This is a genomic window from Paenibacillus sp. FSL R10-2778, from assembly GCF_038593035.1.
GTDB classification, from domain to species: domain Bacteria; phylum Bacillota; class Bacilli; order Paenibacillales; family Paenibacillaceae; genus Paenibacillus_AQ; species Paenibacillus_AQ odorifer.
The window spans coordinates 5156720-5176177 of sequence record NZ_CP151956.1; the positions used below are offsets into that span (position 1 = coordinate 5156720).

Annotated in this window: 13 protein-coding genes; 1 reads left to right on the plus strand and 12 read right to left on the minus strand. The window is 45.4% G+C overall.

What is annotated here, in order from left to right; genetic code table 11:
• Nucleotides 1–93: 93 nt before the first annotated feature.
• Complete coding sequence (locus NST40_RS23275) at nt 94–348, minus strand: glycoside hydrolase family 2 protein (RefSeq protein WP_256719114.1); 255 nt, start codon at nt 346–348, stop codon at nt 94–96.
• An 89-nt stretch (nt 349–437) separates the two neighbouring features.
• Here NST40_RS23275 and NST40_RS23280 point away from each other — a divergent pair, with 89 nt between their 5' ends.
• Nucleotides 438–1280, plus strand: a complete 843-nt coding sequence (locus NST40_RS23280) for a hypothetical protein (protein WP_076278197.1) — start codon at nt 438–440, stop codon at nt 1278–1280.
• 277 nt (nt 1281–1557) lie between these two features.
• On the opposite strand, the gene NST40_RS23285 is transcribed toward NST40_RS23280, so the two are convergent.
• From NST40_RS23285 to NST40_RS23335, 11 genes are all read right to left on the minus strand, one after another.
• Nucleotides 1558–1767: a hypothetical protein gene (locus NST40_RS23285; protein WP_342410043.1), complete on the minus strand. Its 210-nt coding sequence runs from the start codon at nt 1765–1767 to the stop codon at nt 1558–1560.
• Nucleotides 1768–1815: 48 nt separating this feature from the next.
• The gene (locus NST40_RS23290; protein ID WP_342410044.1) at nt 1816–2127 is read right to left on the minus strand and encodes a hypothetical protein; all 312 of its coding nucleotides are present in this window, start codon (nt 2125–2127) and stop codon (nt 1816–1818) included.
• Nucleotides 2124–2342, minus strand: coding sequence for a hypothetical protein (locus NST40_RS23295; RefSeq protein WP_341003474.1), 219 nt, complete (start codon nt 2340–2342; stop codon nt 2124–2126). Before NST40_RS23295 ends, NST40_RS23290 begins: the two co-directional genes overlap by 4 nt.
• A 334-nt stretch (nt 2343–2676) precedes the next feature.
• Nucleotides 2677–4722: a carbohydrate-binding protein gene (locus NST40_RS23300; protein ID WP_076276794.1), complete on the minus strand. Its 2046-nt coding sequence runs from the start codon at nt 4720–4722 to the stop codon at nt 2677–2679.
• 200 nt (nt 4723–4922) lie between these two features.
• Nucleotides 4923–5906 (minus strand): glycoside hydrolase family 43 protein, encoded by a 984-nt coding sequence (locus NST40_RS23305; RefSeq protein WP_076276793.1) that lies wholly within the window; start codon nt 5904–5906, stop codon nt 4923–4925.
• A gap of 46 nt (nt 5907–5952) precedes the next feature.
• A complete protein-coding gene (locus NST40_RS23310; protein ID WP_076276792.1) occupies nt 5953–7512 on the minus strand; it encodes a glycoside hydrolase 43 family protein in 1560 nt (519 codons plus the stop codon).
• Nucleotides 7513–7542: 30 nt separating this feature from the next.
• Nucleotides 7543–8382 carry a carbohydrate ABC transporter permease gene (locus tag NST40_RS23315; RefSeq protein WP_076128910.1) on the minus strand — a complete coding sequence of 280 codons (840 nt, stop codon included), beginning with the start codon at nt 8380–8382 and terminating at the stop codon, nt 7543–7545.
• The gene (locus NST40_RS23320) at nt 8375–9319 is read right to left on the minus strand and encodes a sugar ABC transporter permease (RefSeq protein WP_076128908.1); all 945 of its coding nucleotides are present in this window, start codon (nt 9317–9319) and stop codon (nt 8375–8377) included. Before NST40_RS23320 ends, NST40_RS23315 begins: the two co-directional genes overlap by 8 nt.
• A gap of 164 nt (nt 9320–9483) precedes the next feature.
• The gene (locus NST40_RS23325) at nt 9484–10755 is read right to left on the minus strand and encodes a response regulator (RefSeq protein WP_076219246.1); all 1272 of its coding nucleotides are present in this window, start codon (nt 10753–10755) and stop codon (nt 9484–9486) included.
• Nucleotides 10748–12550: a histidine kinase gene (locus NST40_RS23330; RefSeq protein WP_076219245.1), complete on the minus strand. Its 1803-nt coding sequence runs from the start codon at nt 12548–12550 to the stop codon at nt 10748–10750. The genes NST40_RS23325 and NST40_RS23330 overlap by 8 nt, the downstream gene beginning before the upstream one ends.
• Before the next feature lie 154 nt (nt 12551–12704).
• Complete coding sequence (locus NST40_RS23335) at nt 12705–19442, minus strand: pectinesterase family protein (protein ID WP_342410045.1); 6738 nt, start codon at nt 19440–19442, stop codon at nt 12705–12707.
• Between the last annotated feature and the right edge of the window lie 16 nt (nt 19443–19458).

Sequence of the window (19458 nt, forward strand, 5' to 3'; positions counted from 1 at the left end):
CTATACACAGGATCTAAACCACTAGAATATATATCATCAAACTGTCATTTGGAGATTGGTAGCCTAAGATATAGTAGGAAAATAACCTTTTGCTTAAATATCAAAGACGGAACGTACAGTAAGCTGGGCACGCAGTTCCTCAGCCGTAGCTGGTTTGTCGAGATCTTTTTTGGCAACCGTAACGATTCTTGAAATGCCAGCTGACAGGTCGAAATAGTTATCACTGAAGATCGCATCTCTTTCCTTGAAATCAAGTCCAACGAAACGGGCATATGCTTTTGACTTCACAGTATTTTGAAAATTATTAATAAAGACCCTTTTGATCTTATGTAACGTGATGGAAATCACATGATTTAATGTAAAATAAATGAATAATTTAGAAATGAAATACAATTATCTTAATCGATGCATGATATGCTCTAGAAAGGGAGATAGGATTGAAGTTGGATTTGGAAGGGTTGAATGTGGATTCCTTGATTCAGATGCTTAAGGCATCATTTTCATTTGAGAATTGGGATGCCATGATTGAAATTGCAGATAAGCTTCACGAACAAATTTCCATCATATATGAAAACAATAGTAACCTCATAAGAGGTACTAAACTGAAGCGGAGTATCCCCTATTATTTTGGATATAGCTCATGCGCAAAAGGTATAGCACTACAAAAGTCCGGTAAGTATGACGAGGCAAAACTATGTATTCAGAAGTATGCTGACCTGGGCTGGATAATAGGTTTAGATGAAGAGGGTATTTATGAAGTAGAATATTACCGCAATATTGCAAAAGCCAATTCATACGTTATCGATCTGCTGGAAGGCAAAATGGGAGTGCTACATAAATACGTTGAGTTTATTAGAAAAAGTGATGATGAAGAATTATTGCCGGGACTCATTACAATCTTAGAATCTTCGATAATACATGATTATTCCGTTGATTGGATTCTGAAGGAATTCAAAATCAATGTTGATGACATAGGAGAACATGAGACTATTGTAAATATCAGATACCATGAGGATTACATTTATTTGCTGGCGATGTATTACTATAAACAAGAGAATATGTACGATACAATCAACACTATTCTAGAAATCTTGTTATTAAGCATCAAGCTAGACGATGATACAGGCTTCAAAAAATCAGCAGCGCTCTTTGAACTCCTTAGAGACCACGCCGATCAATCACAACTCAAAGTGCATCACAACATCATGAAAACAATAATCGAAAAAGAGTTTACCAGGTCCTTCAGCTCGCGAATCGAGTTCAGTAAAATACACAGTTAAGCATCACGGAGGTCGTCGTTGATTGGAATATAAGTTGATTATTAAAAAGGAGCGGTTCTCCGGTTAATGGGGGAATCACTCCTTTAGGGTGTATTGGTCCCGGTTCAGTCCGCTCCGCTCGATCCGATGCATTCTGGGGATTTATCCTTATCCCATTCATTTCGCCAAATTCGCCCCATCTGGTGACATCCGCTCCATCCGCAACATTCTAGGGCATTTATGCCTCTTTTTTCGCCACTTCCGCTCGATCAGCTGCATTCTGCGGGATTTATCCCGCTCATTTCTCCGCGTTTTGCTCGATCCGCCACATTCTAAGGCATTTTTGCCTCTCTTTTCGCCACATTCGCTCGATCAGCTGCATTCTGCGGGATTTATCCCGCTCATTTCTCCGCGTTTTGCTCGATCCGCCACATTCTAAGGCATTTTTGCCTCTCTTTTCGCCACTTCCGCCCGATCCGCTGCATTCTGCGGGATTTATACCGTTCATTTCCCCCGCATCCGCCCGATCGACTGCATTCTACGGGATTTATTCCGCTCATTTCTCCGCGTTTTGCTCGATCCGCCACTTTCTACGGGATTTATCCCGCTCATTTCTCCACATCCGCCCGATCAGCTGCATTCTGCGGGATTTATCCCGCTCATTTCCCCGCATCCGCCCGATCCGCTGCATTCTGCGGGATTTATCCCGCTCATTTCCCCGCATCCGCCCGATCCGCTGCATTCTGCGGGATTTATCCCGCTCATTTCCCCGCATCCGCCCGATCAGCTGCATTCTGCGGGATTTATACCGTTCATTTCCCCCGCATCCGCCCGATCGACTGCATTCTACGGGATTTATACCGCTCATTTCTCCGCGTTTTGCTCGATCCGCCACATTCTACGGGATTTATACCGTTCATTTCCCCGCATCCGCCCGATCAGCTGCATTCTGCGGGATTTATACCGTTCATTTCCCCGCATCCGCCCGATCCGCTGCATTCTGCGGGATTTATACCGTTCATTTCCCCGCATCCGCTCGATCCGCAACATTCTGCGGGATTTATCCTGTTCATTTCGCCACATTCGCTCGATCCGCTACATTCTACGGGATTTATCCCGCTCATTTCTCCGTATCCGCCCGATCCGCTGCATTCTGCGGGATTTATACCGTTCATTTCCCCGCGTTTTGCTCGATCCGCCTCATTCTAAGGCATTTATGCCTCTCTTTTCGCCACTTCCACTCCATCCACCTCATTCTAAGACATTTTCGCCTCTCTTTTCACCACTTCCGCTCGATTCGCCATATTCTACGGTACAACTCCCGCTCCCTTTTCGCCGCTTCTGCTCCAGCCGAGGTCTATCTGCCCGCCCCAGCATAAAGTTTTTTCACTCCCCCTCAGAACCTCGCTTAATAAAATCACTTAATAAACCTGAACCCATTAAGATTCAATAAATATCCGCTAGAACCGGTAAATTTTAGATATACATTATGCGTGCCGGTGGCGCCGCTGATTGCACATGTTTTAGTCACCCAGGTCTGCCAGCCGCCTGTTCCCGCTACCGGACAAGTTCCAACCAGAGTTCCAGTTGAGCTGTCCAGTCTAATTTCGATAGTTCCTCCCGATGTACCGCTCGCTACTCTTGCTTCGAAACTTGTGGGTCCGACGCTTCCAAAGTTAACATTATTAAACGCGATATAATCACCATTCTCTATATAGCCGACATTCTGACCGCCTTCGGAACTCGCTTCATTTTTCACACCAGACATGCTGGTATAACGTTCTGCTTCGATCGTCGAATAGGCATCATAATAATTTGTTTTTAACCACTCCGCAGTGTTCCAAGAAACTTTTGAGACCCCGGCATATTGATTTACTGTGGAGACAACGCCAGATAGAGGAACTGTTTTATAAGCATAAGGCAATTGCTCGTTATACCCATAAGTGAATGTAAAAGGTGTAGATGGCGGGTTTGATTTACTCATATTTTCAATTCCGACTATTGATGATGACCAAGCCCACTGGCCAATGGTTGCTTTGTTATTCCAATTCATTCCGTTAGTAAAGGCATTAACACCATTATTATCCCAGCTGCTGCCTGTATAGGTTGTTCCGCTACTAGTTGTTACTGTAGAATTTACAATTAAACTATGGTTCATCGCATCCTTAAACAATACGTCAAAAGGAGCATTCATATTGGCGGTATCATCCCCTTGACGCTCCGCACCAATCAGCGGTTCATTAAAAGCATTATAGACATTGGTGTCCCCCGCTATAGAAGCTCCATTTCTGGCGTTCATTCCACGCGATAATTTATCATGGCCGTATTTGGAGATTGCAGTAACGCTGTCGAGTACATTCTGATGTGTAGAGTTATCAAAAGAATTATTAAATAGATGCCCGACTCCTTGACGAATCATTGGCAGACGCGACCCAACATTTGTATAACGATTGTATGCTAAAGTTAAGCGAAGTCTTTGATTTCCATCTTTAATTTCCACACCGTTAGAACCCACATAATTCGTATAATCCTTGTCACCCGATCCTACCAAATGAACTTTGGAGTGATAGGCGGCATAAGCCATAATTTGATTTTTGGTAGCCCCTTCGTTACGCATTTTATAATAAAGGCTGGTGGAGGAGTTCAGTGATCCTGTTGCATATTTTTGCTCCATATATTCAATTGACTTATAAATAGAGCTACTAGTCGCTGGATTTTGAGCTGCCGCTAGACCAAATTCGTTCCAAGAATAAGTTACATTCGTTGAACCATTTTCCATATCAATCATTCCATCCGCGGCTATCGAAAACTTACAGTGGTCTACCCATACATTGTTTGCGCCATTTACCTTGATAAAAGTCCAGCCTACCTCTTTGTGCTCACCTGTATCATCCCATTGCCACATTTCATCAAAATTGAGATTTCTAATGACAATATCATTCACTGAGCTCTGCAATTTTAATTCTGCGTGTTTAATAGTTTTACCTGAAGCTGAAAAAATCGTTAATCCATCAATATTGGCTATGCTTAATTTGGATACACCGGAGGTTATTAAGAGTGGGTTCGTGAATCCGTTTGATGGATCAGGATATTTTGTAACAAAGCTATATTTTGAAATTTCAGTAGAATTTAGTGCTAATTCAGTCCACCCTAAGTTTAGATTATCTGTAACTTCAATAACTTTTACAGCACCACTGCCTGCATCCAAGATTGCTTGTAAAAACTCTCGGCCACTGCTGACCGTTCGATAATATGAGGTACCTGCATAACTGCTTCTATCTTTTACACCTAATGATGCAAAACCAGGAACTGATAAAAAACTGCTGTCATAACCCTGCTCAACCTTAGACGCGTTAGGAATTGTATTTACCGCTGCCGCCTCTGCATTGCCTGCTAGATTAGAACAAGTTAAAGTCACCAATAAACTTCCCAGCATTAAACTACGTAGCACTTTTTTAATCATTTGATCCGATCCCTCCTACTTATTTTAGTGAAACGACCCTACCTGAATGATCACCCCCTTTAATGAAAGCGCATCCAATTACGATATAAAAAGATCCCCTCCGATTGACTGTGATTAGACTCATCTACCATGAGGTCTGTTTCCACTGCCTACCTGAGGGGAATCCTACAAAACCATTCCTTGTTGCCATACAAGTCTATCTATACTAAATTTGGATCGATCATTCGCAGCGTTCCGTCCGCATTATACTTTAATTCAGTAACCTTCACACAGCGCTTATGGCTCACACCGTCCGACAAAGAACTATCATGATAAAATAGGTACCATTTGTCCCGAAAGTTCACGATGGAATGATGCGTTGTCCATCCGATCACCGGGGTCAGAAGTGTGCCTTGAAACGTAAATGGTCCCAGCGGATTGTCTCCAATGGCGTAGACGATTTTATGTGTGTTCCCTGTAGAATAACTGAGGTAGTATTTCCCCTCGTATTTATGCATCCAAGGACCTTCAAAAAATCTTCGTTCTTCATCGCCTGCCAGAATAGGACGTCCTTCAGTATCAATGATGGAGATTTCCATTAATTTGTCCTGAAAGGACAACATATCCTTGCTTAGCTTTGCCACGCGTGGTCCCAATGCAGGTTCGTGTGGAGCCGGCCCTGTGCCATCAGGCATGTAGGTATCCGTACTCCACTTCTCCAGCTGCCCCCCGCGAAGCCCTCCTAAGATCAGATAAACCTCGTCGTCATCGTCGTTGAATACGGCCGGATCAATGCTGAAGCTTCCCTCCATGTAATCCGCCTCCGGCGTAAAAGGTCCCGCCGGTGAATCCGCTGTCGCCACACCAATCCGAAACACCCCGCTGAGATCCCGCGCCGGAAAATAAAGATAATATTTGCCGTTTCGGAAGCCAGCGTCTGGAGCCCACATTTGCTTGGATACCCACGGGACATCCTTCATATGGAGTATTTCACCATCGTCTACGAATTCTGCTGACCTATCATCCATAGTTAGAACATGGTAATCCTCCATAGCATAATGATCTCCATCTAAGTTGTTGGGAACGCTGATTTCAAGATCGTGAGACACATAAATATATAGTTTATCCTCAAAAACATGAGCCGACGGATCAGCAGTGTAAATATGTTTTACCAGAGGCTCATTTCGCTTCGAAACATTCAGCATAAGCTTCTCCTTTGTTTTGGGGTTATTCGGTTACTTGGTTATTCACTTACTTGGTGATTCGGAACCAATCGATATCAAGATATCCTCCATTGCCGGAACCTACGGCAAATAGACCTGTCTTAGCTCCCACCCAATGTCCTTCTATAGCTTGAAATGACTCTACAGGTACGGAAGTGAAGTCTGTACCCTCCAAGCTGTAGCCGAAATGGCAAGTCGCATCCTCTAATACCTCGACCCGCAAGAAGAGACTATCCGTGTCTATCAAAGGATATGACCACATTTCTGTCTCTCCCGTATCATCTCCTTGCATAAGCGATAGGGCTAGCGTCCCCTTCAGTTCTTGATCCTCTAATCTTCGTACCACCAAGCAACAATAACGATAACCAAAAATCATCAAACCTCCGGACTCCCCTATTCCCAAGCCCGAAGGGTCAACCTTGCAGGCTGCTGTAAACGAAAGTGCTGGGAATTTCTGCAGCAAGAGCTGCGGACTATGGTATAGCCCTTTGTTGTCTACGGGTTTATGTTCAGCATTTAACCGAAGATAGCTCTCTCTTGCCTCGAGACTATACCAAGACGATTTGGGGTTAGACTGCCACTGCCACTGCAATCCAAGCGTTGAAGACTCGAAATCGTCAGAAGTTGCAGGCACTGACACTGCGTATGCCTTCCCGACCTCAGGCTTTCGGTAACGTATCACTGGCACTCCAGCTCCATCGCTTGCTTGAAGCTCTCCCATCAAAGGCCAGTCATCTACCCAACTGACCGGCTGCAAATGAACGACCCGGCCATAAGGTCCTTTATCCTGGAAATGGATAAACCACGATTCGCCCGAATCCAGCTCCACTAGTCCGCCTTGATGCGGGCCGTTTACTGAGGTCTGCCCTTGTTGCAGAACGATTCGGTCCTCGTAAGGGCCCCAGATGTTTCGGGAACGGAACACTGTCTGCCATCCGGTTGCCACGCCCCCTGCCGGAGCAAGGATATAATAATATCCGTTGCGCTGGTATAACTTTGGTCCTTCCAGAGTCGGATGATTTTCGGTTCCATCATAGATAATCCGGCCTTCGTCCAGCAGCCCTTTACCGTCAGCGGACATTCGGCACAGCCGCAGCTTGTGCTTAATGCCGCTGCGGCTCTTCGCATAGGCATGAATCAAATACGCCTGTCCGTCCTCGTCCCAGAAGGGACAAGCATCAATTAAGCCTTTGCCTGCCTGAACCAGATGCAGTGGCGTCCATTCTCCGGCAGGGTCCACCGCCGAAGTCATCATGATGCCGACATCTGGATCGCCATAGAAGATCCAGAACTTCCCGCCATGGAATCTTAGGCTAGGTGCCCAAATGCCATTGCCATGCTGCGGACGGTCATACCCCTCCAAGTTCATCTCCAGCACAGCATGATTGATGATTGCCCAATTGACTAAGTCCTTCGAATGCAGGATCGGCAATCCGGGAATGTGCCCGAAGCTAGAAGCGGTCATATAAAAGTCATCACCGACGCGAATTACGTCCGGGTCCGAATAGTCCGCATGCAGGATTGGATTGATATAAGTTCCGTCTCCCTGATCTGAAACCCAAGGCTCTGCGTATTCTCCAAGATTCATGTAGTAATCCTCCCCATGTCCTTTTCCTTTTTATCCTTTGACCGAACCGCCTGTCAGACCTTGAATCAGATAACGCTGAATAAACATAAAGAGCACAATAGGCGGTATCAATCCAATAATGCTGCCTGCCGCGAGCGATCCATACTCTACACTGTACTGGCCGATCAAATACTTCAGTCCGATTGGGATCGTAAATTTGGACGCATCTGTCAGGAATGAGAAAGCAACCAAGAACTCATTCCAGCAGCCGATAAAGGCGAACAGCGCAGTCGCTACGATCCCCGGCAGAATCACTGGCGTAATGATCGTGAACAAGACCCGGAATCTTCCTGCTCCGTCGACCATAGCCGCTTCGTCAATTTCCTTCGGAATACCAGATACAAACCCTTGCATCAACAGCGAGTTGAACGCAACCTGTGAAACGATATAGAACAATATGATCGCAAAAGGCGTATTCATAATCCCCATGCTCTTAAAAATCAGGAACAGCGGGATGACGAATAAGATTACCGGAAGCATCTGAGTGCCCAGCATCATAAGCATAAAAGCATTTTTTCCAACAAATTTAAATCTGCTCAAAGCATAGCCGTTAAAAATCGACAGCAATGTAATAAAGATCACCGACACCGTACAGATGAAAAGACTGTTTACAAAAAATCTCGAAAAATTGTTGACACTCCACACCTTTATGAAATTATCAAACGTAATTGGATGCGGAAGGTAACGAATCGTGGAGCTGATAATATCATTCTCATGCTTAAGGGAAGTTGAGATGTCCCAAAGAAAAGGCAGCAGGACAAACAACAACGTAACAGTCATAGGAATATAGAACAAACACAAAGTGGTTAAAAAACGTTTAAGCTTACTCATTTTGGCCACCTCTGCTTAATTTCATATAGACGACCACAAAAATCATTAGAACAGCGAAGGAAAGGACCCCCATAGCCGAACTATAGCCATAATTCCCGTTCAAAATTGCCGTCTGGAACATATAAATCGGGAGAGTGGTTGTCATATTCATTGGACCGCCGTTTGTCATCGTGAAGATCATATCGATAGAGTTGAACTCCCAGATGGCTCTTAGCATCGTAGTGAAAATAATACTTTCCTTAAGATAAGGCAGGGTAATGGAAAATAACTTTCTTGCCTTTCCGCAACCGTCGACTTCGCAGGACTCGTAGACTTCTTTCGGAATAGACTGCAAGGAAGCAAGCAGCGCGACTGCGAAGAACGGAATCCCTCTCCACAGCTCGGCCAGTACAACCGAACCGAATACGGTATGGGTGTTCGACAGCCAAGCGATATTCTCGTGAATAATCCCTAACCTCTTCAAAAGATCGTTAATGACTCCGATATGCTGGTTGTACATGAGCGACCACAGCATTGTCGTAAGAACGCCTGATACCGCCCAAGGAATAAGCACGAGCGAACGTATAACGCCTCTAAACCGGAAGGCCTGATTAAGCAGCAGGGCCACACCTAAGCCGAACACGAGCTGAAGAACGACTTCAATAACCACCCACTTGATGGTTATCCATAGAGAGCTTGGGAACAGATCGTCATGGAATAAAATCTGCTTAAAGTTACTCCACCCGGCAAAACCGTCATCCATCGGCCGAGTCAAGTCATAGTTCTGAAAGCTTAGTTGGAAGACTTGTAAAATAGGGTAGAACATAATGACCGCCATGAGAACGACAGTCGGGATGATCAGAACGTAAGGAAATATCCTGTCGCTGCCGATCATCTTGTTTTTTCTCTTGGACGTTCCCGTCACTTGTCCTGTTGCTAATTGTTGTTTCACCTTCATGAAATAATCACCTCAATAAGAATAATAGGCTATGCATGAAGCTAGCTAAATAATATATCTTGCAAAGTTTGTTTGTTTTTTTGAAAATAAAAAATAGCAGCAAAAAAACAACCTCATCCCAATCAATGACTGGAATAAGGCTGTTTGTGAACGCTTTCCAACTATTACGAGCTATGCTGCTGTCTATACTCCATCGGGGTAAACCCTGTATGCCGCTTGAACAAAACACTAAAATACTGGGTATTCACATACCCAATTTTCTCAGCAACCTCATATACCTTTAAATCGGTATGCACAAGCAGTTCAGTAGCTTTATCTATTCGCACTTGGACAATATACTCACAAAAATTAACATCCGTATACTTTTTAAACAAAGTACTGACGTACGATGGTGTAATGTGGACCGTCTCCGCTACTTCTTTTAAGTCCAGATTCTCATTCTGATAATGATTTGCGATATAATCCATAATTGTGCGAAGAATAGCTTGATGCGAATTGCTTGAATATTTGACCTGATCATAGAAAATAATCGATTGATCCATCCGGACATCCTTCATCTGTGTCGCAATCAATGCTTCCTCGTAGGAGACGCCAATATGTTTAAACCCTTCACCAATACTGCCTATACCGATCTTGGCGTGAACTTTGAGATATTGCTCAATCATCACTGTTAAGCGGCGGGCAATAAGCTCGGTATCCTGCTTCAGCTTCTCCGCACCCTCGTTTCGGTAGTTGAACAACAGATTGATCCGGTGGTTATATTGAATCGCATACACCTGAACCCCGTCGCAAATTGCAGATTCTAGCACCTCATTGCAAAGGTTTTTGAGAGTGAACAATAATAGCTCCAGATCGACGGGTTTATTGGGTTTAAGAAACCTTCCGACACCATCCAAGCTCAGAACAGCCATCACGAACACCGAGCCGCAAAACGTTAAATCGAGCAGCTTCGCCTCCCTATCAATCGCTTCCTCATTCCCCGACCCAGAGATCAACTCGCTAAAAAATTGGTTCACGATAAGACCATGGCTTTTTATATCCTTCTCACGTTTTCTCCGCTCTTCCTCCAGTGCGTCAGACGCATTCATGATTGTCCGCAGGATTTTATCGTTATCTTCATACTTTAATATGTAATCAAACGCTTGAAGCTGTAGCGCCTCCTTAGCATAAGAAAAATCATCATACCCCGTTAAGAAGACAATCTTCAAATCTAAGCCATTCTCCTTCACTTGGGCGGCAAGCTTCAGTCCATCCATAAAAGGCATGCGAATATCCGAGAGCAGTAGATCCGGCTTCTCCCTTTGGATAAGTTCCCAAGCTTCCTTCCCGTCCACTGCAACTCCTGCCACCTGAATGTTTCCCTGATCCCAATGAATATTCCTGCGAAGCCCTTCCCTAATCCATTCATCATCGTCTGCAATGACCAGCTTATGCACGATTCGTCACCTCATTTTTCGTATATGGAATCCTTACAGTCACTATGGTATAAACCCCCTCTTCACTATCCAGCCGAATCCCGAACCCGTAGCCGAATTGCAGCGCCAGCCGTCGGTGAACATTACGCAGCCCGAATGTCACTGGAGCCTCTTGAACATTCTGCGCTTGAATAGAAGTATTCATCTCCTGTACCTTCTCTACATCCATCCCTGCACCATCGTCGAAGACTTCAATTATTGCTGCATCCCCGCTTGGCCTTCCTGTTATTCTGATGATCCCTTTTCCCTTCTTGTTTTTGATGCCATGATAGATGGCGTTCTCGACAATAGGCTGCAAGGTCAGTTTCATGATAGGAAGATGCATAATGCTCTCTTCAACTTGAATCTCAAATTCAAAATCTTTCTGGTAACGGATATTTTGAATTTGCAAGTAGCTTTGAACATGCTCAATCTCTTCTCTAAGCGTTATGACCTCCCGCCCTCTGCTAATGCCGATCCGAAAAAAGTGGGCCAGCGCACTAACCATTGTCGATGCCTTTTCCTTCTCACCCAAATCAATCATATGTTTGATAGATCCGAGAGTGTTGTATAGAAAATGTGGTTGAATTTGCGACTGCAATGCTAATAACTCCATTTGCCGCTTCTGTTCCTGTTCATCCTTAACTTGCTCCAGCAATTGGCGAACCGAATCGACCAAATTCTCCAATCCACTGGCTAATACACCAATTTCATTTTGCTCTTTCAGCTGAAAGTTAACATTTAGGTTCCCTTGTCTAAAACTCTTCACTTGTTTGGACAAATAACGGATGGGATTCGTCAGGCTGCTCGCAAAATAGGTTGCCATGATAATAAAAACTACGAGAATAACAGCTACGATTGTAAGCGTTATCGATTTAATCTGGCTTGCCTTGGCTAAGATATCGCTTTCAGGAACGATGGCGGCGAGCTTCCACCCGTTCAGCGATAACGTTGTAAAGTGAATCATCATACGTTGGTCCGACTTGCTGGCCGCCCTTAAATCTCCCTGGTGATTTGCGTTATTACGGATATCGTTCACGATCTCATCGCCGATAGCGTACTCTTTGGATAACGGCTTGGAATACATCACCCCATCTGGACTGATCAGAGCCAGCGAGCCATTGGGACTAATATTGACATTCTGTAAAATGTCGAGCAGATAGGATTCCTTCATATTAATCAGAGCCATGCCACTGACCTCGGAATCAAGATTTCCGATAATTTTAAATACGCTTACAACATTACGTTTCGTGACAGTAGTAAACACTTGATCCTCATGCGTATTCAACCAGTAATAACTGCTTTCTGCATCCTTTTGGTTATATCGGGCCAGCCATTCATTAAGATTCACACCGACATGCCGGGGAATAAAGTCCTTCTGTATGTTGAAGGTCCGGCCATTATTAAACGTGACAAAAATTGAATCGATGACTTGCAAATGATTCCGGTAGGCTTCCTCGAACTGTTTATGAAGATCGATGATATCATCGTAGCGATGTTCTCCTTCGTCTTGTCCATTATCTAATAAAATATATTGAAAAGCCGAATTGTTCTCGATTGACACTAGCTGTTCGAAGATCGTATAAAGCTTGTCGTTAAGAAAAAAGCCCGTTTGCTCGGTCGTATCGCTTAGCAAATAATAAGCGTTTTGTTCGAGCTGCTTAACGGCAGTGAAATAGGAAAAAAAACCGGTAAGCGCAACGGATGACACAAGAATAGGCAAAAAATAAATAAGCAGCTTAATTTTGATTGGGCTTCTAGAAAGATACGAGAACATGTATTTCCCCCAAATGAATTCGTTTCGGATTCTCCTCTTATAATAACTCCTAGCTCGAAGAGATGGGTTTGTTTTTTATCAAACCTTGTTTGTTTTTATTCAATTTCTCAAAAAAAGAAGACGAGCCCCTGATTGGGACTCGTCTGTGGCTACTTTATGGATGTAGAATAAGCTGGGCTAACGCCGCAAGATCCACAATATCCAAAAGACCATCTTTATTCAGATCATAAATCTGATATCGGATCCAATCCGTATGTGCGGAGCTTATACCGTAATGAGCGGACAGAATAGCCAAATCACCGATACTTGCTGGATTGGCCGAGCTCAAGAAAGTTGCCAGCGCCGCATCCAGATCAATGATTGCCTGCTCCACAGAAACCTTAGTTACGTTCGGATTATTCACGACCTGCATAGCTTTACCGATTGCATTATTAAGCTCATTCACTACCGTCTTCGTATATTGCCCCCATTTACTGCCAATAGTGGCGTAATCGGATGTTGCTTGTGCTATAGCAATCTTTAATGCCAGAGCCGATTTGTCCGAGGCGCCGTCTAACCCATCCATAGCCAACTGCAAGTTCGAGGCAGCTGCATTCACCTGATTCTGTGTAGCTTGCGATCCAGCAAGAATCACTTTCGCAGAGGTTAGATAGGTTTGCAAGATTAACCAAGTGGATGGATTGTATTGATCTGCCGTAAGGCTCTTCGCTACATCAACCCTGCTGGCCAGGACCGTTTTGTCTATCATGATCTTCATGCCATAGATCGTATTAGATAGCTTTGATACCGTTTCGCTCCCATCGGCAATCAAAACGGGGTGCAAATGAAGATAGGCCGTCGTATCGCCGGCATAGTTCAGGTTTGATGAATGCCAGAGCATTTTGAGCATGTCTCCGCTTGGAAGGATACCAGCTCCAGTGCTTGCGAGCTTGATTGTGATTTTTCCATTCACCTCATCCTTATCGACGGATTCCACTCCCCATTCATCCGCTAAGCATTCTACCGAATCGTAAAGAATTAGGTCCGGGTCATATTCAAACGTCAACTCTTGACCATAAACAACAGTGCTGACACTTTCTGTAACGTAATCATTATTTAAGCCATAAACCAAACCAAATTGTTGGCCGGCAAACGTTGTTCCTTCTCCCATAACCGTAGCATAGGGAAGACTTAAGGAGGGAGCATTTACAATCGCGCTGACCTCGTTAGAGTTATCGCTCTCACCTCCAACATTAACTGCCGTAATCACATAATAATAATTACCAGCAGTAAGATCGGCATTGTCCAAATAAGTGCTGTCCGTGACATTGGAGGCAATGGTTACATACCCCTCTGAGCTATTTACGCTTCGCTTCACTGCATAATAATCAGCTCCGGCAACCTCATCCCAGCGTAGCAAGATTTCGGCCCTGCCCGTAGTTGCACTTACGTTTGCGGGTGCTTTAGGAATCTGAATGGAACCCGGATTAGAGACCGTAATAACTGAAGGACTTATGCCTGAATCCAAGTGAAACGGTATCCCCGCCTGCGAAAAATCCGTATCCTGCAATAGGATATTACTAGCGAATCCCTTCAAATGGATAAAGGTGCTTGTGCCAGGCGGACAAAGAACGTCATTCAATAAAATATCGGCTGCATTGTTCATGGTATAGAGGGTTCCGTTCGCCGGAACGATCTGAACATGATTGAATTGAATATCAGTCGTATTACTGGACACGAATCCAGTTTGAGTCGACATTTTTACATTGGTCAACTCCACATTACGCAGAGGCACATTGGCCAGTGCATCGATGGACACTGCTTCCGAAGCTCCGTCCACCGTAACGTTACGAATGTGGATATTTTTAACCTCTGGAACCCGGTTATCGACTCCCAGCTGTGCATTATCCACTGCTTCGCTGTGCCCCGTATAGAAATCATTAATGGATAATGCCGTATAACCAATATTCTGCATATGGAGACCATCGATATAGATATTCTCAATAGGACCACCACCACCAACAAAGCTTTTAATATTGATCCCATTATCCGTTCCGATATATTGATTGTTGCGAACCGCAAGGTTATGAATGCCTCCGGATGTGTTACTTCCGATAGACAATCCGCCATGGCCACGAAAAACAATGTTGTCGGCAATTACGACTTCGGACAAAGCGTTTGTCGGACTCGGGTCATAGCTGGCCTTCATCCCGATTCCATCATCTCCGGCATTCACCGTGTTGTGATATAAAACAACATTCTGCGAAGAAGTGACATCAAGACCGTCTCCGTTCTGGTACCAAGCGTCGTTATTGACCGTTGAATTACGGATTACCAGATTCCGAATCTTCGTAAAGCTAGTCGCAAATTGTGGTGAATTCATAAAGGTAGGTCCATCGACTAACACATTGCTGCTATTATAGATGTCGACCATGATAGGACGATATACCCCAACAGCTTGTTGAGACGGATACCAAACACTGCCGTTATCGGTCAACACTCCGCCCAAGGACAACAGATAATTCCACTGCGTGGTTGTGACCTTGCCCTTCTTCACATAACGCCAATATTGCCCATTGCCATCGATAACACCTTTTCCTGTGATCGCGATGTTGCTGAGCCCCGATGCCGCCAGCATCGGTTGATATTTTGCATTCACCAAATTGTAGTCATCATAGTCGGGACTAAATTGAATGAGTGCACCAGCCTCTACATGCAGATCAATATTACTTGCCATTTGGATACTTCCTGTCAGCCATACACCAGCAGGTACGACGACACGCCCTCCACCTGCCAGTGTAGCCGCCTCAATTGCCTTTGCGAATGCCGCCGTATTTTTGGTTATACCATCTCCAACAGCGCCATAATCTTCAATATTAAAATCTACGTTTGGAAATGTTGGAAGCGTAATCGCTGGCATATCGAATGGCAGATCTTTTTGATACGTTTGCAAGTCATCCCCGCCCGTTACAAACCCCACGGAATCCGCGGATTTGACGCTAACCTTCGCAGTCGCCTTTACATCGGTGCCCGTTACAGTTCCCTGCACAGTGAAGTTCCCCACAGATGCATACTTAGCTGGATCGATTGAACTCCACACGACAGCCAATGCTTTCTCCGATCCATCCGTAAATTGAACGGGAACGATGCTTGGCAAAAATGGAGCTACCCCCTCAAGGCTATAAAGCTCCAGTGTCGGTATGTTCGATAGGGTCTGTCCCGGCAGCATGGTGGAATTCACAACTTCTATGGCTAACAGAATTTTAGTACCGGAAGCGAAAGTGAAAGTTAGTGTATTTTTTCCAATCGGCAACTGAGACAAGAAGACATCACGAAGAGTATAAATACTTCCATTGGCAGTGTAATCGGTCCCCTTATTCAGTGCATGGGTTCCGAGCATAATTCCCGTCATTGTGTCTCCCGAACGTTTAACGGATACAGACAGATCCGCTTGATTCACATGATTACGATCAAATTTCACCGGAGCTGAAGACAAAGATACTTCAGTTGAATAGACGCTCTCTCCATTGGCATTCACAGCAGTTACTACATAATAAAAAGGAGCTCCTGTGTTCACAACCATATCCGAATATTGAACCTTATCTTTCACTCCCTCCGTCAAGCGGAGCCAATTCAAGTTGTAGCTCCCCGTTACGGAATAAAGGCGTAAAGTTTGATTCCCAGCGGGAAGATTGACATTCACACTGACCGTTGTCCAGCTCTGCCAATCACCGGTTTGCGGAATATCTACGGTGCTCAGCACGCTGCCATTCCCACTCTTTAATTGAAGCTGTTTACCGCTGTCCGGAGCAGAGACGCGCAGATCCAAGGTGTAGAATCCACCCGCAGGAACCTGTATCGCGTAATCCATCCAATCTCCCGGATCGATATAACTGACATTTAGACCTCCGCCTTCATCACTCGTATTCTGAGTTTTGACACCGTACATCGCTGTCCAATCCTCACCTTGGATCGTTGCCAGCGGGGAAGTGGATGACGGAATCAGATCGGATGCAATCGGCAAGTAAGGACCACCCGCTTCGCTTCCGCGATAGACACGATAAGAACTTGCTCCTTCAACCGTGTTCCACGACAGAGCTACGGGAGAATCGCCTAATGTCGCATCAACACCGCTCGGGAAAGTCACACTCAGTCCGGTTGGAGAAGCAGGCTGCTGTTCATTCTGTTCATGCCCAGGAAGCGTGCCGAACAGCGTAGGATCCCACCCATCCGCTCCTTTCAGCACATTCTGAACGGTGTATTGATTGGCTTCGTCAGATGTCAATTGGCTCGACCAGCGATAGCGGCCCTTCGCATTGGCACCTGGTCCCGAAGAGTTGTATTCACCATACCGCGCCGTCGATTCGTTAGAAGGATTTCCCCAATTATCCCAACCTACTGCTTTGATATGCGCATCCATCCAGGTATTAATGTACTTCACGTTGGCGTTAGCTCTCCAAGGTCTACCCAGATCTAGCGAACCGTTAGTAGCAGCCAGCTTAGTGCCGATATCCCATTCCGGTCTCCAAGGATCATGAGTCACCGATTCCTTCAAAGAAGAAGTACCGCGGGTCAATCGCGAGTTCATGAAAACATAGCCAAACTCAGCTTTCTCATCCGTAGAGGCTGCCGTCATATGACCGCCAAAGCCACCAACGAACTTAATCTCCGAATCGTAGAAATAAGCCGCAGCATTCCCAAAGATCCAGTCGACGTCCCCTTCAATTATGCATCGGTTAAAGTACTGTCGCCCGCCGTTTGCATACAAGGTATCTTGGAACCCTGCCAGATAAACGTTCGTAAAAATTGCTCTGTCGCCGGTTACGTTAAGTGCGACTGCGGGACCTACATTTCCCCTCTCAAACGAAGTATTGCGAATCGTCATATTTTCTGCCGTAAAGTCGCTGGCAGAAACTAACAACGTGTGGCTGTTTCCAGTACCTATTCCGGAATTAGCATAATCGTCATAGGTCAAAATCGTTCCGTCTCTGCTTTCACCAACTAAACTAACTAATGGCTTAGAATTCGGAACGGCTACCTTTTCATGATAGATACCGTCTTGGATATAGATCACCCGCCGGGTCGAATTCCCAGTTGGAATCGAATTCAGAGCATCCGTAACGGTCGTATAATCTCCCGTTCCATCCTTCGCAACTACAATTACTTTAGCTGGAGTGGCGATTTGGATCAGGCTATCTGCTCCCGAGCCCCTCGCATTAACAGCAGATACAACATAATAATAGGTCACACCGTTTGTTATGCTGTTGTCCAGATAGTTTGTTTGGGTTACGCTAGCGATCGTTGTAAAGGGTCCCGCCAACGAAGCCGCCCGTTTAACGAGGTATGAATCAGCCTCAGCAACCTCGGTCCACTGCAAGTTAACCTTGCTAACTCCCGCTTGTGCTGTTACTTCATTCGGCGAAGAAGGTACCCCCTGCTGGAAATGAACCGGAGATACGCGTGCTTGATCGGAATTCATACTTTCCGTCTGAGCACTTAAGGCAGATACAACATAATAATAATTCGTTCCGTTGTGTACGGTGCTATCAGTAAATTCCGGAGCGGTCAGGTTGCTAGCCACGACCGAATACGTTCTCCCCGATATTACACTTCGCTTCACTGAATACGAGGAGGCTCCCGGCACAGGGTTCCATGTTATATCCACGCGGGCATCACCAGGAACAGCAATCAATCCAGTTGGTTTCGCTAAAGGGGCAACTGGAGAAATCTTAGCGGAGACCGAATTTTCGCTTAAGCCACCCGCATTTTGAGCTTGAACGGTGTATTCATATACCGTTCCGTCAGTCAATCCGGCGTCGTTATATTGGGTTTCCGTCAAATCCGACGCGATGACCGAATACTTAGCCCCTCCGTCATCCCTTCTGAGCAAATGGTATTGCTCCGCACCTTCGACAGACTCCCATTTCAGGGTCACTTGGCTGTCCCTTGCTATTCCCGTCAACCCTGTCGGAGCAGCTGGTATGTCAGGTAGCAGAATTGGCGTGATGGCTACTTCCTTGGAATTTGGGCTTTCACCGGAATCGGTTACTGCACTGACGACATAATAATAGGTTTTATCGTTCATCAATTTGCTATCTACATACCGGTTGGAATCCATGTTCTTAATCAGCTCGTAGGGCCCGCCAGTTGTTTCGCTGCGCTTCACATTATACGAAATCGCTCTGGTAACCGCCGGCCAATTAAGCATCGCTTGTGTATCACCAGCCTTGCCGGTTACTCCTGTCGGGGTCGAGGCTGATAATACATCAGTGAACATCAGCCAGTTAATATTGAAGTTGCCGGTATTCGTCGTGATGCGCAGGGTTTGCGGACCCGCACTCAGATTTGCCGACACGCTTATGGTCGTCCATTTTTGCCAACCGGTCGTATTTGGCACATAAACCGCTGCCAGAACAGTTCCTCTGCTATCTTGCAATTGAAGCTCCTTATCTGAATACTTCGTAGCAAGACGAAAATCTACGGTGTAGATTCCTGCGGAAGCCACATTTACCTTGTATTCCAGCCAATCTCCGGCTTCAATATTGCCCACATCTAAACCGGCTCCAGTATCCGTGGTTGCCTCGTTCTGAACCCCTTGCATGCTGTCCCAGTTCTCGGCTTCAAGCTTGCCCGGAATCGGCTTGCCATTCTTCGCCCAATACGCCACCGCAATTGAAGGTTTCAGCCCTTCCTCCGAGGTGTGTGCTTGTATACACTGATATTCCAGATCATTATAGATGACCCAATCGTTGATCGTATAAGTGGTATTCGCCTGCCAGCTGGCAGCAGCGGCCGCAGCGGTTCGCGGAGAATAACCATATAAAAGGCTCATTATCATCGCCACGATTATGGCTATAGCCGTTACTTTTCGGCTTATGGTGTCTTCTTGCCCCCAGGGTGCGGTCCTGTTCATATCTTCTTCCTCCTTA